The sequence below is a fragment of the Paenibacillus favisporus genome (genome assembly GCF_040545415.1).
In the GTDB taxonomy this organism is placed as follows: Bacteria; Bacillota; Bacilli; order Paenibacillales; family Paenibacillaceae; genus Paenibacillus_AQ; species Paenibacillus_AQ favisporus.
Map to the genome: position 1 here is coordinate 355536 of NZ_JBEPLV010000008.1, position 21415 is coordinate 376950.

General features: G+C 54.0%; 21 protein-coding genes and 1 pseudogene. 12 read left to right on the forward strand and 10 right to left on the reverse strand.

Going from position 1 to position 21415, the window contains the following annotated elements:
• The first annotated feature begins 3 nt into the window (after window positions 1–3).
• Window positions 4–784, forward strand: a pseudogene (locus tag ABID47_RS30490) (class I SAM-dependent methyltransferase).
• A 79-nt stretch (window positions 785–863) separates the two neighbouring features.
• Here ABID47_RS30490 and ABID47_RS30495 read toward each other — a convergent pair.
• Window positions 864–1211, reverse strand: a complete 348-nt coding sequence (locus ABID47_RS30495; RefSeq protein WP_354502580.1) for a winged helix-turn-helix transcriptional regulator — start codon at window positions 1209–1211, stop codon at window positions 864–866.
• Between the two features lie 189 nt (window positions 1212–1400).
• Between ABID47_RS30495 and ABID47_RS30500 the strand changes: the two genes are divergently transcribed.
• The 5 genes from ABID47_RS30500 to ABID47_RS30520 all read left to right on the forward strand — a co-directional run bounded on the left by ABID47_RS30500 (window position 1401) and on the right by ABID47_RS30520 (window position 5484).
• Entirely contained in the window at window positions 1401–2342 is a 942-nt protein-coding gene (locus ABID47_RS30500; protein ID WP_354502582.1) for an alpha/beta fold hydrolase, read from the forward strand.
• Entirely contained in the window at window positions 2339–2854 is a 516-nt protein-coding gene (locus ABID47_RS30505; RefSeq protein WP_354502584.1) for a dihydrofolate reductase family protein, read from the forward strand. The genes ABID47_RS30500 and ABID47_RS30505 overlap by 4 nt, the downstream gene beginning before the upstream one ends.
• 274 nt (window positions 2855–3128) lie before the next feature.
• On the forward strand, window positions 3129–3695 hold the full coding sequence (locus ABID47_RS30510) for a histidine phosphatase family protein (protein WP_354502586.1): 567 nt from the start codon (window positions 3129–3131) through the stop codon (window positions 3693–3695).
• Between the two features lie 47 nt (window positions 3696–3742).
• Window positions 3743–4492: a protein-L-isoaspartate O-methyltransferase family protein gene (locus tag ABID47_RS30515; protein WP_354502588.1), complete on the forward strand. Its 750-nt coding sequence runs from the start codon at window positions 3743–3745 to the stop codon at window positions 4490–4492.
• A 23-nt stretch (window positions 4493–4515) separates the two neighbouring features.
• Complete coding sequence (locus ABID47_RS30520) at window positions 4516–5484, forward strand: phosphotransferase (RefSeq protein ID WP_354502590.1); 969 nt, start codon at window positions 4516–4518, stop codon at window positions 5482–5484.
• Between the two features lie 60 nt (window positions 5485–5544).
• On the opposite strand, the gene ABID47_RS30525 is transcribed toward ABID47_RS30520, so the two are convergent.
• Complete coding sequence (locus ABID47_RS30525; protein WP_354502592.1) at window positions 5545–6126, reverse strand: TetR/AcrR family transcriptional regulator; 582 nt, start codon at window positions 6124–6126, stop codon at window positions 5545–5547.
• Between the two features lie 357 nt (window positions 6127–6483).
• Between ABID47_RS30525 and ABID47_RS30530 the strand changes: the two genes are divergently transcribed.
• A complete protein-coding gene (locus ABID47_RS30530; RefSeq protein WP_354502772.1) occupies window positions 6484–7659 on the forward strand; it encodes an MFS transporter in 1176 nt (391 codons plus the stop codon).
• A 22-nt stretch (window positions 7660–7681) separates the two neighbouring features.
• Here ABID47_RS30530 and ABID47_RS30535 read toward each other — a convergent pair whose 3' ends face one another.
• The 3 genes from ABID47_RS30535 to ABID47_RS30545 form a co-directional block, all read right to left on the reverse strand.
• Entirely contained in the window at window positions 7682–8488 is an 807-nt protein-coding gene (locus ABID47_RS30535; RefSeq protein WP_354502593.1) for a hypothetical protein, read from the reverse strand.
• A 76-nt stretch (window positions 8489–8564) separates the two neighbouring features.
• The gene (locus ABID47_RS30540; protein ID WP_354502595.1) at window positions 8565–9311 is read right to left on the reverse strand and encodes a DUF2730 family protein; all 747 of its coding nucleotides are present in this window, start codon (window positions 9309–9311) and stop codon (window positions 8565–8567) included.
• 31 nt (window positions 9312–9342) lie between these two features.
• A complete protein-coding gene (locus ABID47_RS30545) occupies window positions 9343–10650 on the reverse strand; it encodes an SPFH domain-containing protein (RefSeq protein ID WP_354502597.1) in 1308 nt (435 codons plus the stop codon).
• A 200-nt stretch (window positions 10651–10850) separates the two neighbouring features.
• Between ABID47_RS30545 and ABID47_RS30550 the strand changes: the two genes are divergently transcribed.
• Window positions 10851–11345 carry a cysteine hydrolase family protein gene (locus ABID47_RS30550; RefSeq protein ID WP_354502599.1) on the forward strand — a complete coding sequence of 165 codons (495 nt, stop codon included), beginning with the start codon at window positions 10851–10853 and terminating at the stop codon, window positions 11343–11345.
• Between the two features lie 80 nt (window positions 11346–11425).
• Here ABID47_RS30550 and ABID47_RS30555 read toward each other — a convergent pair whose 3' ends face one another.
• Window positions 11426–12673, reverse strand: coding sequence for an MFS transporter (locus ABID47_RS30555; protein ID WP_354502601.1), 1248 nt, complete (start codon window positions 12671–12673; stop codon window positions 11426–11428).
• Between the two features lie 97 nt (window positions 12674–12770).
• Between ABID47_RS30555 and pdxR the strand changes: the two genes are divergently transcribed.
• Window positions 12771–14192, forward strand: coding sequence for a MocR-like pyridoxine biosynthesis transcription factor PdxR (gene pdxR / locus ABID47_RS30560; RefSeq protein ID WP_354502602.1), 1422 nt, complete (start codon window positions 12771–12773; stop codon window positions 14190–14192).
• An 84-nt stretch (window positions 14193–14276) separates the two neighbouring features.
• Here pdxR and ABID47_RS30565 read toward each other — a convergent pair whose 3' ends face one another.
• Entirely contained in the window at window positions 14277–14936 is a 660-nt protein-coding gene (locus ABID47_RS30565) for a peroxiredoxin-like family protein (protein WP_354502604.1), read from the reverse strand.
• A 109-nt stretch (window positions 14937–15045) separates the two neighbouring features.
• Entirely contained in the window at window positions 15046–15927 is an 882-nt protein-coding gene (locus ABID47_RS30570) for a helix-turn-helix transcriptional regulator (RefSeq protein ID WP_354502606.1), read from the reverse strand.
• Window positions 15928–16142: 215 nt separating this feature from the next.
• Here ABID47_RS30570 and ABID47_RS30575 point away from each other — a divergent pair, with 215 nt between their 5' ends.
• Both ABID47_RS30575 and ABID47_RS30580 read left to right on the forward strand, forming a co-directional pair.
• Entirely contained in the window at window positions 16143–17063 is a 921-nt protein-coding gene (locus ABID47_RS30575) for an aminoglycoside phosphotransferase family protein (RefSeq protein WP_354502608.1), read from the forward strand.
• Between the two features lie 65 nt (window positions 17064–17128).
• On the forward strand, window positions 17129–17893 hold the full coding sequence (locus ABID47_RS30580; protein ID WP_354502610.1) for an AAA family ATPase: 765 nt from the start codon (window positions 17129–17131) through the stop codon (window positions 17891–17893).
• A gap of 53 nt (window positions 17894–17946) precedes the next feature.
• Here ABID47_RS30580 and ABID47_RS30585 read toward each other — a convergent pair whose 3' ends face one another.
• The gene (locus ABID47_RS30585; protein WP_354502611.1) at window positions 17947–19179 is read right to left on the reverse strand and encodes a cytochrome P450; all 1233 of its coding nucleotides are present in this window, start codon (window positions 19177–19179) and stop codon (window positions 17947–17949) included.
• 227 nt (window positions 19180–19406) lie between these two features.
• Between ABID47_RS30585 and ABID47_RS30590 the strand changes: the two genes are divergently transcribed.
• Window positions 19407–19928, forward strand: a complete 522-nt coding sequence (locus tag ABID47_RS30590) for a PadR family transcriptional regulator (protein ID WP_354502613.1) — start codon at window positions 19407–19409, stop codon at window positions 19926–19928.
• Between the two features lie 49 nt (window positions 19929–19977).
• On the opposite strand, the gene fabV is transcribed toward ABID47_RS30590, so the two are convergent.
• Window positions 19978–21171 (reverse strand): enoyl-ACP reductase FabV, encoded by a 1194-nt coding sequence (fabV, locus tag ABID47_RS30595; RefSeq protein ID WP_354502615.1) that lies wholly within the window; start codon window positions 21169–21171, stop codon window positions 19978–19980.
• Between the last annotated feature and the right edge of the window lie 244 nt (window positions 21172–21415).

The following is a 21415-nucleotide window of genomic DNA, read 5'->3' on the forward strand; positions in this document are numbered from 1 at the left end:
TAAATGTCTTTCAATAATTACGGTGAACTTTGTACGCAGGTCTATGATTTGACAAAGACCATTGGACAATCACTCGATGGAGATATTGAGTATTACAGCAACAAGCTAAGGCATTGCAATGGACGTATTCATAGAGGCTATGGTGGGTTCTGGGCGAGTCATGATTCCTCTTCTTGAATTGGGACTTACTGTCGATGGCGTGGATTATTCTCCTCACATGCTTGCTTCTTGCCGAAAACGATGTGAAGAGCGTAAGTTAAGTCCCGAATTATATGAGTCGAACTTACAGGAGCTTTCTTTGCCGCATATGTATGAGGCCATCATTATCCCTGCGGGCTCATTTTTGTTGATTGAAAAACAGGAAGAGTCGATGCTGGCTTTACGTCGATTATATGATCATTTGGAATCTGGGGGGCGGTTGATCCTCGATCTATTTTTGCCGGAAAATACCATCAATAGTTCCGATCTTGGACGATGGGGCGGGTCCGCAACATATCACTTGCCGGATGGAGATATCATTACGATGGAGAGCAAGTGTGTTGAAGCGGATTTATTCTTTAATCAATATCGTGTCAACTGCTTGAAATATGAAAAGTGGCGTAATGGTGCATTGGTTCAAACGGAACTGCAGCGTTTTGCACTACGCTGGTATGGGGTTGAGGAGTTCATTTACATTCTTGAAGACATTGGTTTTTCAAATGTAACCGTCTGTGCAGATTTTAAGGATGGAACTAAGCCGACCAGCAATAATCAGAAATTGATGTATCAAGCAGTTAAGCCTTGAAGCAGCAGCACTTTCTTGGGAACTGAATTACCAACTGTAAGATCTGAACCCCTTTCCATTTGGAAGGGGGTTCGTGTATTTAGGCCTGGGCTTCCTGCAATTCCGCTGTATGCGTCGTTGGACAAGGCTGCTCGGCCCACTCCCGCATGGCGGCAAAGATCGGCTGAAGGCGCCGGCCTTTATCCGTAAGCTCATATTCCACATGCAGCGGCACTTCTGAAAAAATGGTCCGCGTGACGATATGATTCTCCTCCAGGAGGCGCAGCCGGTCGGTCAGCGTTTTTGGGCTGATGGGATGCAGGGACCGTCGCAGCTCCCCGAAACGATTTAACCCGTTGAACAGGTCGCGCAGAATCAGGAGCGTCCATTTTCCCTCCAGCAGTTCGATGACCGGGGTAATCGTATCCGGACATTTGGGATCGATCATGATGAAACCCTCCTAGTTCATTTTTTATAACTAGTGCACTTAAATGTAACTACTTTTCAAATGTACCACAGTCAACTAATCTAGGGGAAGGGAACGGATTCCATTAAATTCCGGTCCCGACCCATAATCGATTATCGGGCTTGCTGGATCCAAGTCTTGGAATATACCAATTGAGAAGATAGGAGAAATATGATGCAAAGACCCTTTGAGGTAGACGCTTCGGAATATCCGTTTCAGGATCATTGGCTGCCTTACCGGGACGGAGCGATTCATTATATCGATGAAGGCGAGGGGCCGGTTGTCGTGCTCCTGCATGGCAACCCCACATGGTCTTATTTGTACCGGAATGTGATCAAAGAGCTGAGCGGCCAGTGCCGGCTGATCGCGCCGGATTATCCCGGCTTCGGGATGTCGAAGGCCCCTACGGGCTATGGCTATACACCTCAGGAGCATTCGGAAGCAGTGACGGCACTGGTCAAACAGCTGGATCTGCAACATGTAGTCCTCGTCGTTCAGGATTGGGGCGGACCGGTCGGGCTCCATTATGCGGTGCATCACCCTGACAACGTATGCGGCATCGTCCTCATGAATACATGGGCGTGGCCGGCCAAGATCTTGCCGATGAAGCTGTTTTCGATAGCCATGGGAGGCTGGCCGCTCGGATATTGGCTTCAGACCCGGCGGAACTTTTTTGCCCATACGATTGTGCCCGGCGGCATTCACCATAAGGAGAAGGTCACGGCGGCCTTAAGGAAGGCGTATACCGATCCTTTTCCTACCCCGGCGCTTCGCAAACCGACCTGGGTGTTCCCCAGAAGCATCCGCAAAGCCGGGCCGTGGCTGGCTGAAATTGAATCCAGACTGCCTCTGCTGGCGGAGATTCCTGCGCAAATTTTGTGGGGACTGAAGGACAGTGCTGGTTTTCCGGTAGAGGAAATGCAGCGCTGGCAGGGCATTTTACGGATGCATGAAACGGAAGCTTTGAGCGATGCTTCCCATTATGTACAGGAGGACCGCCCGGACCGGGTGGCGGCGTCCATCCGCAGAGTACTGGAAAGAACAAATGGCGCAGGGCAGCGGCCGAACACGTTTAAATATACAGAAACGAAATCGAGGAGGATATCCATATGAAAACGATTCTTTGGGCGGCGCTGTCCGCCAACGGAAACTATGCGCAGTCGGGGCCTGACAACCCGCCGAAGCCGGAAGCTCTGGCCGATTTTGCGGCCCATGCCGGACGATCGGGGAACTTTATCGTGGGGCGCAGAACCTTTGAGGGGATGCAGGCCAGCGGTGGTGGAGCAGCCTTTGAAGGGCTTGATATCGTGGTTGTGACCAAGCGTGTCAAGGAGATCGCAGGCGTGACGGTCGTGAGCTCTCCTGAAGAGGCACTGCAGTATCTCGCGAGCCGTGGGCATTCCACCGCGCTTTTGGCGGGAGGGGCCGATTTGCATAATGCTTTTCTGGGAAGTGGGCTTGTCGATGAGCTGGTGTTCAATGTAGCTCCGGTGCTGGAAGGAAAAGGGCTGAACTTGGTCACGGACCAACATGAATATCAATTTAAAGATGTGGAGCTGCTGGATTGCAAACCGCTGGGATCCGGTGTGGTGCAGCTGCATTATGCGGTCACGGGTTCGTTATAGATGCAGTGTAAGTGTAAAAATAAGCGGACGATAAGGAAAGCTTCTTCCTGATGCATCGGGAGGAAGCTTTCTCTTTTTTTGTAAGGACGATAGTGAGGCAGGGACATTTTACGTACTTGCGCCCATCATCAATTTATATAAGCAGTTTTTGTTGTTTAAAAATGGTGAGTCTGCGCCCTAAAATCCATGCTAAAATAGATCCACATCACAACGGACATCGGAGAACGAAATATAAGTTAAGCTCATATCCTTTTTTAGAATTGGGGGAGTCAGAGTGGAAGTCGTATTTGTCCGTCATGGGCACGGGGAGCATTTGCTGGATTATCCTAACCAGCTGAACATACTGCATCCCGGGTTAACGCTGTATGGAGAGTCACAGGTGAATGAGCTGCGGGGGCGTTTATTGCTGAACGGTAATGAGCAGGTTGTCGTCAGCCCGACTAAACGTACCATCGAAACGGCGAGGATCTTACTGTCAGACGGTCCTTTTGTGATCTCTCCGCTGGCAGGGCCGCGCATGTTCCCGCAAGATCCTTCAAATTCGCCCTTCGTCTGCGATCAAATCTATTCGAAGGAAGAGATTCGCGAGACGGTTCCAGATGCCGTGATCGTGGATTTTGGCTTGGACCTTTGGGAAGAAGGGATCAACCGTATCGGACAGGAAGCCTTCGAGACCTATGGGAGGCAGCTGCTGGATTGGTGCAAGGCACTGGCGGAACGTGTGATCATCATTTCCCATGACGGGACGATTACGAATTATCGCATGCTCCTTGGCGAACAGGGGCTGACCCGGAAGGACTTTCTGGGGGAAGCGGGTGTATACCAGGCGAAGTATGAATAAATCAGCAGAATTACTCACCTGAAAAAATTCATGTGGGAGGGATGAGGATGAATCCCAATCATCTTATCGAGTTGGATGGCTTACATGTATCACCGTCTATCCTAAATGCGTTTGAGCAGGTCGACGGAGCTAAGTTTCTCTTCCACCAGGACGGTTCTCGGGTCATTCAAAGCACCAATCCTCGCTTTATGGCGGAAATGCTTGAGTGTCTTCAGGTTCAGAAGGGACAGCGCGTCCTTGAAATCGGAACCGGAAGTGGATTAAATGCGGCACTAATCTCCAACTTGATCGGACCGGAAGGGACCTTGCATACGGTCGAGGTGGATCCTTCTGTTGCCAAACGGGCAAAGGCGAAGCTGGAAAGTTCGGGAATCAGAAATGTAAAAGTCATCTGCGGTGACGGGTTTTACGGATATCATCAGTCAATTCCATACGATAGAATTATAGCGGCAGCGAAGCCGCCGTTTCTTCCGCAGCCTTGGATCGATCAGTTAGCCATAGGCGGAATATTGGTTACGCCGCTCGATCTTGAGGCGCTTGGTGACGCCTACGTGATAGCTTTTAACAAAGTGTCGGAGCATTCACTAGTCAGCCTTAGTCTTATGAAAGGCAATTTTATGAGGATGGCGCCATCCGTTGAGCAGCTTGTTCTAAAGTCAGGCAAGCCGAATATGGTCCAGACTGACTTTGACATCGATCGTTTACAAATCAGGGCTCGTCGGAATCCGAACCGAAAAAATACATGGACGGACCAAGTGAGCTTTGACGCATGGGACTTCGAATACATCGGTTTGTAAATAAGCCGAAGGGGGAGTTTGTAATGTACAACCTGAGCCAATTCGTTCTGCCGAACGGAACGCTGAGCGGAGAGGGGCTGTGGAAGCGGGAGGCCTTGTACCAAGGCATGAACGGCAAATTCGTGGAAAGGTTCTACCCGGATCGGCAGCACAGCTACATTTTTAAGCCGCTGACCAACGGGGAGAGCGTGGACCGGGAAGCCTGGATTTACCGGCATGTGCTGTCCGGCTTTCCGGACATTTATCCGGCGCTGCTCGCCTCTTCGGAGGAAGGAGCCGGGGAGGAGGGATGGTCGATCTTTGAAGACCTTGGCCCCCTTCGCCATGAGTACGATGTGGAAACCGCCATGAAAGTGGTACAGCAGATCGCCTGGTGGCATGCGCTGCCGGAGGAGCGCCGGGAAGGCTTGAGCGGGTCGGGGCCTAAGCCGCAGATCGAGCAGATCGCCGCCGATCTCATGAACAGACGGGATGAGGCAGTGGCGGTTATGAGCGAAATCGGCGAGCCCTGGGAGCTGGACGGCATGATACTCAGCTTTGCGGAGGGCCGGGCACTACCGAAAATAAAGGTGGTATCCCACGGGGACCTGCATCTGGGCAACTATGCCGTTGCGGCTGACGGCCGCTTGTACATCATGGATTGGGAGCATGCCCATCTGAATACCCCGTTCTGGGATCTGTATCATCTCATCGACATGTCGCATCCCTTGTTTCCGAAACAGGTGACCGCTGCAGATCGGGAAAAACTTCTGACCTTTTATGTATCTCAATCGGCGCTGTATGGCGCGGAGTGGGACCTTGGCGATTTTATCCGCGATTACTGCCGCTTCGCGACCGTGTTTTCCATTTGGATGCTGCTCCTGATTTCAGGTGACTTGAAACGGGGAGACAGCGTCTGGCCGCAGGAACGGCTGCTGGCACAAAAGGAAGAAGCGGTAGCCGGCTTAAAAGGATGCCTGACGAGCCTGTCGCTCGAGCGGGACTCGGCTTAATCTGCTGCTCCAAGGTTTTCCACCTGAGCACAACACAATTGCCGGTTCCGTTCATGCATCTTATTGAATCAACGTGAGAATGACCTCAACCGAATGATCGACAAAGGAACGCTCCGGGCGGGCTTTCATCATCACCGTCAGACCGATTAGGGAGACGACCAAGGTCTGCGCCAGGGACTTGGCGTCCACACCGGTGTGCAGTTCGCCTGAACGGAGCCCGCGTTCGATCGCCTCCTGAAAAATCGCCGCCAAATACATCTCATGCTCCCGTGTCAAAACCTCAAATTTTTCATCATGCGGAGCCATCTCCACCATCGTATTAATGCAGAAGCATCCGCGGTTTTGCGGGTCAGCATACGACTCCTCGACAATCCCCTCAAAATAACGTCTGAACGCTTCCTTAACGGATTCGCCGTGCAGAACCACGGATCTGGCCTGCGCCGCATGCGCGGCGGTATATTTCCGCAGAGCCGCTTCAAACAGCTCCTTCTTATCCCCGAACGCGGAGTAAATGCTTGGGCGCTGAATGCCCATTCCCGCCGTCAGATCGCTTAAGGACGTTGCCTCATAGCCTTTACTCCAAAATATATGCATGGCGTCTTCCAGCGCCTGGTCCACATCGAATTCACGCTGCCTAACCATTTTCGGCACCTCATTTCATATCGATCAGTATGTTTAGATTGTATGAGATTCATCCCCTCCTGTCAATTCGGTCAGCAAAGATCCGTGATCGGACTAGCCTATAAATATTTTGCTTAATCCGTAAAATTCAGGCCCATGAACAAATTCAATCCACGAATCTCTTGACAGCACTTTGCTCGGGAAGGTAAGGTAAGCACAAACATAATGTACCGATGAGTATGTTATGGGAATATGAGAATAGGAGGGGTGTTTATCGTGAACAACCTGCAGGAAACCGAATCGATGGTAACCGGAGAAAGGGTGGGGGAGGAAAAGGAAAAAAGAGCCGCCGTTCCAACCGCCGCAACGGCTACATCCATGCAGCCGATAACCCGATGGACGGCGCTGCTGTTTGCTGCGGCGTGCGGTTTGGCGGTCGCCAACGTCTATTACGCCCAGCCGCTGCTGGATTCTTTGGCGGCGCAGTTCGGGATTTCGCATTCGTCGGTCGGAATGGTCATTACCGTTACGCAGATTTGCTATGCCTTGGGTTTGATTCTGCTCGTTCCGCTGGGAGATTTGTTGAACCGCCGCAGGCTGATTCCGGGCATGATGCTGATATCCGTGGCTGCACTGGTCGTCGTAGGTACGGCAGCTAATCGGGGCATTCTGCTTGGAGGGATGGCGGTCGTCGGGCTTTTGGCCGTGGTCACGCAGGTGCTGGTTGCTTATGCCGCGACGCTGGCGGCCCCTGAATCACGGGGGCGGGTCGTCGGCGTAGTAACGAGTGGGGTGGTCATCGGGATTCTGCTGGCCCGAACATTCGCCGGTCTGCTAACGGATGCCGCCGGATGGCGCTCCGTCTACCTGGCGTCTGCGGGTCTGATGCTGATCGTGGCCTGCATTCTGCTTAAGGTACTGCCGGAGAAGGATCCGGAGAAGACTTCGCTGAAGTATCCTCAGCTGCTTCGGTCGGTGCTGGGCCTGTTCGTGCAGGAGCGGATCCTACGTGTTCGCGCCATGCTGGCGCTGCTGATTTTTATGGCGTTCAGCATATTGTGGACCTCGCTGGTACTTCCGCTCAGCAGCCCGCCGCTCTCCCTGTCGCACAGCGCCATCGGAGCGTTCGGACTCGCCGGGGCCGCCGGAGCGGTCGCAGCGGCAAGAGCCGGCCGACTGGCCGACCGGGGGATGGGACAGCGTACCACAGGTGTCGCCTTGGCGCTGCTGCTCGTTTCATGGCTTCCGATCCGATATACGGAGCACTCGCTGCTGTCCTTGATCCTGGGCATCCTTTTGCTCGATATGGCGGTACAGGCCGTCCATGTGACGAACCAGAGCATGATTCTGAGCGTACGCCCGGAAGCCCGCAGCCGATTGACTGCAGCTTACATGACGTTTTACTCGATCGGCAGCGCCACGGGTTCCATCGCCTCGACAAGCATTTATGCCCGATTCGGCTGGGACGGGGTGTGCATGCTCGGGGCAGGCGTCAGTGCGTTTGCGCTTTTATTCTGGGCCTGGACCCGGCGAAGCGGGGAAAAGAAAGGGTGAGGTCCTGCTAAGCACCAAACGGTTAGGCACAAACGACATTGCCGCAGTACTCGCATTCTTTTTCCCGCTCCGAGCCCAGAAATACCCTTGCCCCGCAGCCGGGGCATTCAACGGTTTTCGGAGAGGAGGACTGACCGGCAACGGGGGATTGAAACCCCGAAGGCCGTCCATGACCGCTTTCATCAGAGGCAGAGTCCTCTTCATCATACTCGTCATCGTACTCATCGTCGTACTCTTCATCATTTTCTTCATCGTACTCGTCATCGTATTCTTCTTCATACTCTCCGCTAAGGTAATCCTCAAGCGCCTGTTGTTGGATGTAGACGGTTCCGTTGATAACTCTGCCTTCCGGGAGGAGCCCTTCCTCAAACATAAACTTCAAATCCCGGGTGACATCGGCGGGGGATGTCTGTGAAAGGCTGCGAATCTGCTCAACGGAGGTTAGGCGCATGCTCACAACGGCTTCCTGATAGACCTGAAGCAGGGAGCCGAATTTTTTATCGAGCTTATAGCCAACCAGGAAAAAGATCAGGGTAGGAAGAAACCAATATATCGCCAGAACAATCCCTGAGGTCAAATAATCAATCTGTTCCTCCTCTCCAAACGTATCGTAGGTCAAATAGAGGATGATCATGATGGAGATATAGGAAAAGACCATAGCCCATCCCAATAGCCGTAAGTTTCTGCCCTTGGCTTTGTTATGATGGTGGGTCGATGCCAAGCGGATGAAGGCGAGCAGTCCGCCGACGGGAAATACGAGCAGGGTGAGGATTATAATCCACGTGTCAAATGTCGAAAATCTAACTTTATAGGGAACCGGGATCTCCATATGATGGTCTCCTTTATGCATGATGTTATTTATGTATATAGAATGAACTAAAGAAATGGTTAAACTTTAGTTCATGCTATGTAGAACCAGTTTTTGCTTGAAGTAACTGCGAATTTCTTTCTCGTGCTGTACGCTCGATATCTTGGATCAGGAGTAAAGCTTCATTGGCTAATTGTTCACGCTGGTCCGGCACAGCGGTAGCGATCAGGCTCACCTGATCCTCCAGCAGCGATATTTTCTGCAGAAGCAGCTGCTCCACTTCGTATAAGGCCGGAACCGAATGGGGGTCGCTGTACCGGAGCGTATCCTCCAGGCCGCGGATTTGCTCTTGAACATGATCGAGCCGGGTCTGCTCCGGCAGCGATTGAAGCTTCTGACGGATGGTTTCCAGCCGATTTGCCGTATCCCGCCCCTTGCTCCAGCTGCGGTGATCCCGCCGCTCCTGCCTGGCAGCATAGGTTCCGGACAGTTCCACCGTCCCCGTGAGGATGATGAATCCGATCAAGGTGAGAATCTGGCTCCATACATAGGAGGTGACGGAGAGCGTGGTCCAAAGACTGAACAACAACATCTCCAGCAGCACCGCCCCGGTGTACAGTCCAGCTGCTATACCGGAGCCAATGTAAAAGGGAGCAGGCATGCCTGCTCCCTGACGGCGGTTCAGCAGGCGATATACAAACCGAAGAACGGCTGCTGCCGCGCAGCCCGCTCCGGCACCGGATATCCAGGACCGGCTCTCGGCCCAGCCGCCGCTCCACCCAAACCCCAAGAAAACAATCAAGGGAATAAGGATGACAGCGGTAAAAAACCAGCTTTTATGCATCAGTGTGGTTCCCCTTCCTTTGGCCTCGTTATCAGGTTTGGGCATGGCCGCATTCCATGCAGAATTTCTGTCCTTGCTGTACCTCTGCCTGACAGTTCGAGCATTTCAGGATGCTGCTGGTTCCGCAGCCCGGGCAGAAACGGGCCTTCGGGTCCATCCATTCCCCGCACTCGCGGCACAGCTTCGGCAGCAGGGTTCCGCAGCTGCTGCAGTTCACCGATCCGATCTTGAAGTCATAGCCGCACGCAGGACAGGCATTGTACGGATCGCCGCAGTTCAGGCAAAACTTGGCGTTCGGCGGAAGCGGTTGTCCGCAATCGCTGCACACGATTTTTTTCGCGGGGATGCCGGCTGCTCCTAACGTCAAACTCTGACCGCAGGCAGAGCAAAATTTCGAATCGGCGGCGTTCAACTGCCCGCATGTCACACAGGCTTTTTGCTTCACGTTCATATCGCTAGTGGTTTGAACCTTCACGTTTCCGGCCATTTGCTGGACGGCGTCGTACATCGAGCCCGCCATGCCCAACCCCATGCCGAGTCCGCTGCCAACGATGCCGGCGGTGCTGCCCGGATTTTTGGCGGCGCTTTCGAGCGTATCGTAGGAACGTTCTTGCTGATAGGTGAAGCCGATAATGTCCATTTCCGCTTTTTTGGCCAGTGCTTCCTTAATGCGCTGCGTAGACGGATCATTTTCCGGAAAATTAATCGAATCGATAAAGAAATTCACAAGGGATATGCCCATTTCCTCAAAAGACGGTGCGATCGTGTCCCGGACATGCTTGGAAATTTCGGCGGCGTAGGCGTTAATTTCAACCACGCTGATTTTTTTATGGATAATGTAAGAGGAAATCATTTCGTTAATGTTCGAGGTCAGAACCCCGCGGTAGTATTTCACGAGTGTATCTTGATCGAACGACGGAAGCGTGCCGACCAATTTCAGCAGAAACTTGCGTGCATCTTCAATCTCCACCCCAAATTGGCCGAAGGCTCTGAGCGATACAATAATGTTAAACTTCGGATCCTGCAGTTGGATGGGAGATGCGGTTCCCCACTTCACATCCAGCGAACGGAGCTTATTCACAAACCATACCTCAGCGGTAAACGGCGATTTGCCGCCGAATGGCAGATTAATGAGGTTGGAGAGGATCGGAATATTCACCGTGCTCAAGGTGTGGCGTCCTGCCACGAAGGAATCGAGAGCCCTGCCGCCTTTAAATAATATGGCTTCCTGCGTTTCATGAACGATCAACTGGGTCCAGGTCCCAAGCTCCTGGTTCGGGTAGCGCCAGGCGAACACCCCCGGTGGTCCTTCGTATTCCACTACTTCAATGATAGCCATTTGCTGCACTCCTTTACTGACACGGTTCGCCTTCATCCCATAACATTCCATGGAAAAAGGTACTAATTGACTACTATTGTATACGATATTAGCCCTATTTGGGGGTCAAAATTTGGAAAAAACATGTTCGAACAAGGAAATTTTGCATAGAAATTCGAATTGTATTTTATATGAGGTAAACAAGTTGAGGAGGAATCCATTTGAAACTGGGTCTGCTGGTCATCGATATGCAGAAGCATCTGCTGAACGGGTACGTGGATCAACAAACGATTGACGGGGCCTGCGAGTATATCAATTATACCGCCGGTCTGCTGCGATCGAAGGGTCATCCGGTCATCCATATCAAAGATGTGGAGGGCGCGGAGGACGTGAATGACGACGGAATCGGATTTATCCCGGGGATTCAGATTGAGCCTGGCGATACGGTGGTTCATAAAACCTTCTCCAATGCGTTCTGGCAAACGGAACTGGAATCTATTCTTGCGGAAAAGGGTGTCGATCTGCTGGTGGTGTCCGGTTTTGCCGCGGAATACTGCGTCCTGTTCACCTATAACGGTGCGCTGGAAAGAGGGTTCAAGGCAGCTATCCTGCAAAGGGGGATTGTGAGCACGAAGCAGGGGGCGGTGCAGGACATTTACCGTGACCGGCATCTCATTTCGTATCCTGTCATCGAGGCACTGGTGGAAGTGGGCTAGGTCGAAAAAATAAAACGAAGACCCGCATGGAGGGAGGGGATCCCCGCTGCGGGTCTTTTGGTTTCCATTCAAGCGGTTTCCTATTCGGATAGATCCACCCTCTTTGCAGGAGGCGCTGCCTTGGAGGAGGCCCTTTTCTGCGCTTGAAAAGGAGCCACAAACCATTGAACGACGATGAGCGCCACCGTTACTCCCATCAAGCCGTAAATGGCAAACGAAAATGGACCTGCGGCATCATGGATGAGGCCGATGAGGAAAGGTCCGGCGGCCCCGATCAAATAACCGGCAGATTGCGTCATGGCGGCCCATGATGCGGCTTCATGGCTGGTTGCGGCTGCGTCCATCGGGAGGAGCAGGCCCAGCGCAAATAAAGTTCCGCTGGCCAGGCCGATTACGGCCGCGGCCAGCCAGGGCAGAGGCGAGAACAGCAGGATCAGACCGGCCAGCTGCGTAATCGATGATACCCATAGCCACAACAGGCGGGAAGGGTAGCGCCTCAGCAGCCGCTGCAGGATCGTACCGGCCGGAATCTGCATGATGGCAAAGATGGTGAGCATGACGGCTGCTTCCGACGAAGTGTACCCCAGGCTTTGCATCACGGGCGGCAGCCAGGCGAGGAGGGAATAGAAGCAGGCGGCCATAAGGCCGAAGTGCAGGGTGAGCAGCCATGCTTTGGGATTCCGCCAAGGCAGGCTGGCGGATGGGACTTCGCCAACCTTTCGCGGACCGGAACGGCTCCCCCGGTGCAGGGTCCACCAGACGGCGGCTCCGGCTGCCCCGAGTGCCGACCATACGGCTAAGGCGGCTTGCCACGATTGGGAGTCCGTCTGCAAGGGGAGGGACAAGCTCGAAGCGAGCGCAGCTCCGAGAGACAAGCCGGCCGAGTAGACGGCGATCATCGCAGGAACGCTGTTGGGAAAATGCTGCTTAATAAATCCGGACAGCAGGGGACCCATGGCTGCAATGCCAAGCCCGGCAATCAGGGCGGTCAGCAGCAATACGCCGGCCGAGTGCACGAACAGCCGCAGGATCGTTCCGAATCCGATGAGCACGAGGGACCAGCGAATCACGCGTTCAGTTCCCACCCGTCCGGCCAGCTTGGCCGAGACGGGAGATAACAATCCCATGCACAGCACGGGGATGGATGTCAGCAGGCTTGCCGCTGCGGACGACATGCCAAGGTCGTCCCGGATGAGCGCGAGCAGCGGGGATACCGAGCTGATGGCAGGGCGCAAGTTCAAAGCGGCCAAAAAGAGAGCGGCGGTCATGAGGCCGCCATGGGTTGGTTTTGGAGACCGATACATAGGCGTCACCTTCCTTCCATTCATTGCAAAATCCATCCTACCATGCTAGATTGGCTGTAATAAGCACCACTCTGAGGCGATTTTGATCATACCAATTTGAAAAGGAAGGGAGTGAGCCGTATTGGCACAGGACCCTACAGGCGTGCAGGCAGCAGACACCAAAACGAGGCAAATCTACTCTTTGCTCAGGGAGCGGATCTTCCAGGGTCAATATTTCGCGGGTATGCGCCTGCCGTCGAGCCGGGAGCTGGCGCAGGAGCTCGGCGTGTCACGCACGCTGGTCGTCAGCGTATATGAGCAGCTGGTAGCGGAGGGGTATTTGGAAGGGCGGCTCGGATCGGGGACGTATGTGGTCGATTTGGAGAACAGGAAGCCAGCAAAATTCGAGAAGTCGGATCAGAGCTTTCATTTCACCCGGAAACAGCCTGATGACGGATATGGTTTCGACGGAGTCGATTTCCGGCCGAGCTTTCCGTCGATGGAGCATGTTCCGCGCAAAAAGTGGCGCGAGGTCGCCTATAAGGTATACGACCAGCTGGACGACCGGGAATACGGATATGCCGGTCCCGCGGGGCACTGGGGGCTGCGCCTGCAGATATGCGAAATGCTGCTGAATACGAAGGGCATTCTATGCGATCCCGAGCAGGTCGTCGTTACGGCCGGTGCGACGCAGGCGATCACGCTGGTGTGCAAGCTGCTGCTGCAGCCGGGAGAGACGGTCATCTCGGAGGACCCGACGTCTACGTTCATCCATGGGATTTTTCAGACAGCGGGCGCGGACATCGTGCCGGTACCGGTGGATGCCCATGGGCTGCGGGTTCAGGATATTCCCGGCAAGGCCCGGCCCCGCCTTGTTTTTGTTACGCCGTCGCATCAGTTTCCATTCGGCAGCATCTTATCCATCGGGCGGCGGATGGAACTGCTGGAGTATGCGCGTAATACCGGCTGCTTCATTATTGAGGATGACTATGACAGCGAGTTTCGGTACGCGGGTATGCCGGTCCATGCGTTAAGGGAGCTGGATGCGGAGCGGGTGATTTATATCGGTACCTTCAGCAAAAATCTGTTCCCGGCGCTTCGCATCGGCTATATGGTTCTGCCGCAGGACTTGGTTGCGCCCATGGAAAGGATCAAACGGCTTATGGATATGCATACACCTACGCTGGATCAGGCTATCCTGGCGCGGTTTATCGCGGATCAGCATTTGCAGCGCCATGTCACCCGAATGAAGCGGATATACAGCCGGAGAAGGAAGCTGCTGATCCGCAGTCTGAGCGAAACGTTCGGGAACCGGATTCAGGTAAGCGGCGACGCTGCGGGACTGCATTTGATCGCAGAATTTTCAGGGCATATTTTTGACGAGGAACGGGTCCAAGCATTAGCGGAAAAGGGCGTCCGGATTTATCCGGCCGAAAAGTATGCCATCGTGAAGGGGAGATTCGAGGACAAGCTGATCATGGGGTTCGGCGATGTAGCCGAGTCGCAGATTCCAGAGGGGGTCCGGCGAATTGCAGGGGTGCTGAGGGAACTAGGAGAACAATGAAAAAGCCCGAGAATGACCATAAGGTCGTTCCAGGCTGTTTTTTGTAAAGAGTGAGCGTCTCTAGTCTCGCTGGAAAGGCTTCCGTTAGATGCTTTCCGCGAATTGCACCACTTCCTCCGGTTCAGCCCGCTTCCGGTAATCCGGATCTACGCTCGCATAACGGATCACGCCCTGCGGATCAATGACGTAAGTGGCGGGAACGGGAAGCTCCCACGAATCGTCACCGTTGAATTGGTCCAGGGGAAAACCGAGGGAACGGTACACCTGCTGCACGTCTTCCGCCAGCCGGAAGGTCAACCGGTATTTCTCCGCCACCTTGTTATGCAGGTCGCTTAGAACATGATAACCGAGTCCGTTCTTCTCCTGCATGGACAAGGAGTGATCCGGCGTTTGGGGACTAATGGCCAGCAGCCGGGCTCCGGCGTCATAAATGCGGTCCAGAAGCCGCTGGTAGGCCCTTAACTCCAAATTGCAGAACGGGCACCATTCTCCGCGGTAAAAGGTCAGAATGACCGGACCGTGCGCGAATTCTTCAGATAACGTAACGGGGTCACCTGTCTGATTGCTTAACGTAAAATCGGGTGCGTCATCTCCAACCATCAGGCCGCGTGCGGCACCGGATGTGCGTAAGTCCTCGACGGAGCGCTCGAACGCTTCGGTAACGGCTGCGGGCAGCACTTCCAGGCCGTGCCGGGTTGTTGCCACCAGTTCGTCATTCAGCTTCCATTGGGGTGAATCGGACATATCTTCACTCTCCCTTGTCGGATATGCGCTCATCATATCGTGACCGGGGAATGAAGCACTACCCGTAGAAGGAGCTGGATGCTGGTTGGCGGGATTTTTTTGTGAGGGGTTACGATTTCCTGATCAGCGTGCCCGGGTTCATGCCGTACTTCCCGCGGAACGCCTCGGCAAAATAACTGGGATTGGAATAACCGACCGACACGGATACGTCGATGACGCTGGCATCAGGCTCTTGAAGCAGGCGGTATGCCGTTTCCAGCCGAGCCTCCCTCAAATATCCGAACACGGTGCTGCCGTACCGGTCCTTAAAGCCGGTCTTCAGCTTGAATTCGTTCAGGCCGATGAGGCGGGAGAGCTCCGATAAGGATGGCGGGTGACTCATTCGATCCAGTATGATTTCCCTCGCCCGTTCCAGCTTGGACAGATCCGTTCTGGACAGGCCGGAGGGCCTCTTTTCCCTGCCCAAAAGCATCGAACGGAACGCATGGGACAGCAGCTCCAAAATTCGGCACTCCATTTCTAAGCTCAGCGAATCCGGCCGGGCAGAGGCTTCCATCATCTGCTGCAGGAGGTAGGCCGAAGCAGGATCATAGGCTTCCTGGAACACCCGATATGGCAGCGTTCCGATAATCTGATGAAAATCCGCGGCCCGGGTGCCCTCGCCATTTTCCATGAAATGATGGAAGGCGGTGACGGGAATGGCGATGCTCATCATTTGAAACGGCTGATTTTTGGAAAAAGGCATGCGGGCTTCCGCCGGATTGGCAAACTGGAGGCTCCAGCTGCCCGGCTTCATCTCGAACTCCCTGCCGGACACCTCAACTCTCCGGTAGCCTTGAACACAGCAGCTCAGCTCAACCATCGGCACCCGGGTGTGCAGGGCTACAGTATAGTCATCGTTCAAACGAAAATCGACTGCCGCCATCCCTAAATCCTGCCGGGGAGCCAGGCGCTGCACCGTTCCTTCTCCCATCCATGAATGAAGGCTCATGCGTTCGTACCGGCGTCCTGATGAACCATGCATCTGCAAACCATCAAAGAACTGCCTAAAATTGTGGTGAACGTCAGGCAATGCCATTTCCTTTGCACCCATTTCCTGTATATTTGTGATACCATTATACGGCTATAGCGTTGGGATCACTATATGGTGGATGGTGCGGAGAAGAGGAGAACAACGTGATAACGGATGGACGGAGGGGAAGAGGGATGGAACCGATCGAGGAGCGGATTCGGAAGTTACTCGCCGAAATCAGGGAGCAAGTTGGGTATGACCGGGCTGAGCCACTTGAGAAGGGATTTTCGGACGCGCGGAAATTTGTGCTGTATCAGGCGGATACCCCGGTGTACCTGCTGCGAATACATGAAGGAAGCACGTATGCCAGACAGCGGATGGAGTTCGAGCTGCTCCGAAAGCACGAAGCGAATCAGGTCCGCTGCTCCAAGCCGCTGATGGCGGGCCTGGCTGGGCATCTTGACCTCTGCTATTTGCTGCTGTCCTACATCCCTGGCGTTAGCGGGGATGGAGTTTTGCCCGGATTAAAGCCGGAAGCTCAACTTCAGCAGGGGGCGGCAGCCGGAAGAGAGCTAAGAAAGATTCATCAGGTCACTCCTGAGGTCCCTATAAACTGGGCGGTGCGGCGTGCAGAAAAATACAGGCAGAAAAGGGAGGAGGTTCGGGAAATAGGCCTACGTTTTCATCGGCAGAACGAATTGGAGAGCTACATAGACGACAACCTGGGCTTGCTTGAAAAGAGTCCGGTATCCTTCCAGCATGACGATTTTCACCCGTCCAACCTGATCTTTCAACATGGATGCCTTGCCGGTGTGATCGACTTTGGCCGGTTTGACTGGGGAGACCCGTGGGAGGAATTTTTCAAACTGCCGAAGTATACCTGCCAGGTCAGCCCGTATTTTGCCAAGGGCCAGGTCCACGGATATTTCCAAGATGGCATTCCGGATGACTTTTGGCCGAAATACAACCTGTTTGTGGCGCTGAACCAGCACGCGACCTTGATCGGGGGCATCCAACATGATAGAGTTCAGGAAACGCTGAAAAAGATCGAGCGGACGGTCAACACGCATGACTTTCAAAACGGGGGGCCGCCGGCATGGTACCGCCTGCAATAAGGAGGACGGGGCGGGCCTCTACGTCGAGGAAGTATATTTTCTGATGGAAAGGAGCAGATCGATTCATGCTGGATGCACGTTCATTATATTTGCGGAGCGTGATGCTGAGGAGAGAGGAAGTGCCGTCCTTTCGTGCGTATCCCTTCAGCCTGCCGGCTGTCCATGACTTTCACAGCCTGTCGTTTCAGCAGCCGGTGACGTTTATCGTCGGCGAAAACGGATCGGGCAAGTCCACCCTGCTGGAAGGGATGGCGGTCGCCTGGGGATTTAATCCCGAAGGAGGCACAATTAATTTTTCCTTTGAAACGATGTCCTCCCACTCGGATCTGCATCGGTACATGCGGCTCGTGCGCGGCGTCGTCCGGCCGAAGGACGGCTTTTTCTTCCGGGCGGAGAGCTATTATAACGTGGCGACGAATATCGACCAGTTGGATGCGGAGATGAGCTATGGTCCTCCGATTCGGGATTCCTATGGGGGCAAATCGCTGCATGAGCAATCCCATGGGGAGAGCTTTTTTGCGACGTTTATGAATCGGTTTGGGGGAAGGGGCCTGTACCTGATGGACGAGCCGGAGGCCGCACTCTCTCCCTTGAAGCAGCTGTCCATGCTGTCGCGGATTCACCAGTTGGTGAAAAAGCGGTCGCAATTCATTATCGCCACGCATTCCCCGATCCTGATGTCATACCCCTATGCGGAAATTTGGCTGCTGGACGATCAAGGCATGCGCCCGGTGAAGCTGGAGGATACGGACCATTACGTGATCACCCGAAAAATGATGGAGAGCCCGGGGCAGATGCTGGACATTTTGCTGGAGGAGGATCCGGAATAAAAGATAACAAAAGCCGCCCCCGATTACCGGAAGCGGCTTTTCATATACCAATCTTAGGCCCGCTTGACCCGCACAGGCAGGCTTACCAGCCCTTGGCCGGCGGCGGAAGGCGTTAAATTCTCTTCCAGCTGGAAGCCGGGAACCGGCTCGATCATCTCAAAGTAATCCATGAACAGCTCCAGCCCGATATTCGCCTCAAGGCGTGCCAGCGGCGCGCCCATGCAGAAATGCGGCCCGTTCCCGAAGGTCAGATGCCTTTTGGCGTTCGGACGGTGGATGTTCACGGTGAAGGGGGCTTCAAACACCTGTTCATCCATGTTGGCGGCGCTCATCCAGGCGACGACGACATCGCCTTTTTTCAAATCGACGCCGAGCACGTTGTTATCCTGCTTGACGGTACGGTCCATTTTGGAAATATTGAAGCGGTAACGCAGCATTTCCTCCACGGTGTTTGGAACCAGCTCCCGGTTCGCCCGGACTTCCCCGTAGATCTGATCGTTATCGTACAGGAACGAGTAGAACGAGTTGGCGAGCAGATGGCTTGTCGTTTCTACGCCAGCACCCAGCAGGAACATCGTGGTGCGGACGATCTCGTCATCCGTGAACCGTTCTCCTTCCACATCGGCCTGGATCAGATCGGAAATAATGTCATCGCCGAGCTGGGATCTTTTCTGAACAATATAAGGAAAAAGGTAAGTATAGTACTCTGTGGCAGCCTTGCGCTTCAATTCGCCGATTTCGGCTGCCTTGTCTTTGTTATACGGAAGAAACAAGGTGTCTACCCACTCTTTGAAAAGCAGGCGGTCTTTGGAGGGTACCCCGAGCAGATCCGCCATCACAATGACGGGCAATGCGCCGGTAAAATCCTTGACCACGTCGATGACCGGAGCATCTCCCATCTCATCTAGCAGTTGACGGACGACCTCGTGAATCCGCGGCTCCCACAGCTTCAGGCTTCGCGGTGTAAAAGCGGCGGACAGCAGGGAACGGCGTTTCCGGTGCTCCGGCGGATCGGCATTGATCGTGTTGATTTTGTCGTTTCCCCGGCCTTCGTCATTGTCGGCGCCGACGCTGATCGTCGTCCGCGTTCTCACGCTGGAGAAATACTCATAGTCGCTGAGCACCCGTTTGACATCGTCGTAGCGGAATACGTTCCAGGTATTCGTGGCTTCGTTGTAACTGATCGGCTCGTTCTGCAGCTTGTTCCGGTACCAATCGTACGGGTTGAATTCTTCGGATCGTGATCGGAACTGGGTGATATCGGCCAAAGCAATGATTTCTTGCATTCCATTCCCTCCCGTGTTGAAGAATAGTAGGTGACTTCATGCTTAAAATATCATATGTTAATTTAACATATTGACCGAAGGGGAGCCACTGCCCAACGCCCCATGACTTTGGGTGCAGTAGGAAATGCGGAGTTTGTCGGAATTCGTTGAAGTACCATAACCGAATTGGTATGCTATTAAATACATAAACCCGGACAGCGGTCAAATCAGACGAGAGGGCAGGATCTATGTATATCGACTTACTCATTTTAATCCAGATTGAAAAATCCCCCAAACACGGGTACGAAATCAAAAAAGAGATCCAAAAAGACCTCGGCTATTTGATGGATGTGAATCATAACCTGCTGTACCCGGCGCTGCGCCGATTTACGTCGGAAGGGGCCATTATCCGAAAGCGTCATGAGCAGGAGGGCCGGCCCAGCCAGTACGTGTACGAAATTACCGATGTGGGCAGGGAGAAAATCGCCGAGCTGATCAACGCTTTTACTGAAAAGGACGCCAAGCATGAAATTGAGTTCATGATCCGGGTATCCCTGTTTGACCGGATTTCCCGTGAGAATCGGCTGAGGATTCTGGATATGCGCAAAAAGGATCTCGAATCCCTCTTGGCCGGCATTCAGCAGCGTCAGGAAGGAAGCGTGGCGAATGACATGTTCCTGAATGAGGTTCTTCAGCAAACGATATCGCGGGTCGTAGGGGAGATCCGCTGGATCGACGAGCTGATTCGTAAGACGATGAGTGATGAATAGGAGTATAAAAAACCAAAGGCAGCCCGGATTCACCGGCTGCCTTTTTTTCTTACCTTACGTTTAAAAGGGATACGTCCGGATTCGTGTCCTTGCCGTAGTCGATGCCGTCCGTTTCAAATCCGAACAGCTGGAAAAACTCGCGGCGGTACTCTTTCAGATCCGTCAGCTCATATACATTATTCGTTGTGACTTGATCCCAGATCCGGGCCACTTCCTGCTGGACATCCGGGCGCAGTTCCCAATCGTCGATGCGGACTCGGCCCGCCTCGTCTACAGGCGTTCCGCCCTCGTGGTACAGCTTGTCGGCAAACAAGCGGTACGACTGCTGGATCGTATTTTCGTGAATGCCCTTTTCTTTCATTACTTTGTAGAGCGCGGCAATGTACAGAGGGAAGACCGGAACGGCAGCAGCGGACTGGGTGACCAGGGCTTTGCTGACGACGACAAAAGCTTTTCCGCCTAAAACGGACAGCTCACGGGTCAGCCGCTGCGCGGTTGCCTCCAGATCCTCCTTGGCTTTGCCGATGGTGCCTTCCCGGTAGATGGCCCGGGTAAGCTCCGAGCCGATATAGGAGTAGGCAATGGTCATCGCTCCGTCGGCCAGGAGGTTCGCCTGCCGAAGCCGGTCGATCCAGCGCTGCCAATCGGTGCCTCCCATCACGGCGATCGTCTGGTCGATGTCGTCACCTTCCGCTGGCTCGGTCGTGACTTCGTCCGTCACTTCGCCGGTATGAAAGTTCACGGCCTTGCCAGTGAAAGGTTCCCCGATCGGCTTCAAAACCGAGTTGTACGTCTTGCCGCTGTCCGGGTCGGTACGCCGGGACGAAGCTACGCTGTACACGACGAGGTCCACTTGGCCGAACTCCTTGGCAATCGTGTCCATGACGCGGTCCTTCGTCTCATCCGCAAAGGCATCGCCTGTAATGCTGACGGATGTCAAGCCAGCTTCGGCGGCCCGCCGCTCAAAAGCCGCCGAATTGTACCAGCCCGCCGATGCGGTCCGTTTGTCCCGGGCGGAGCTGGGACGGAAGACGCCGATGGTGGCGGCTCCCGCCCCAAAAGCGGCGGTGATCCGGGCCGACAGGCCGTACCCTGTGGAGGCTCCGATAACCAAGACCCGTTTTGGGCCGTTCAATTTGGGCTGCTGCTGTATGTAATCGATCTGCTCCTGCACCTGCTTGGCGCAGCCCTCCGGATGCGCCGTCGTGCAGATGAAACCGCGTGTTCTGGGTGTAATGATCATAGGGAGTGCGTCCTTTCTTTGCGAAGATAAGTCTAGAAATATTGTACCTCTCTTGTTTTGAAAAGAAAAACGGGTGTCATCCGGTAAGCATGGAAGCGTATGAACAGTCATCGTAGACGCGTAGGCTCGAGCCGGGGAGTGCAAAGGGAATGTCCAAAAAGCAATTTCCCACGCCTAGGGAGGTAATTGGCTGGTGAGAGCGAAGCAATAATACGAAGAAACATGGATAAGTTCGTCCGAATGC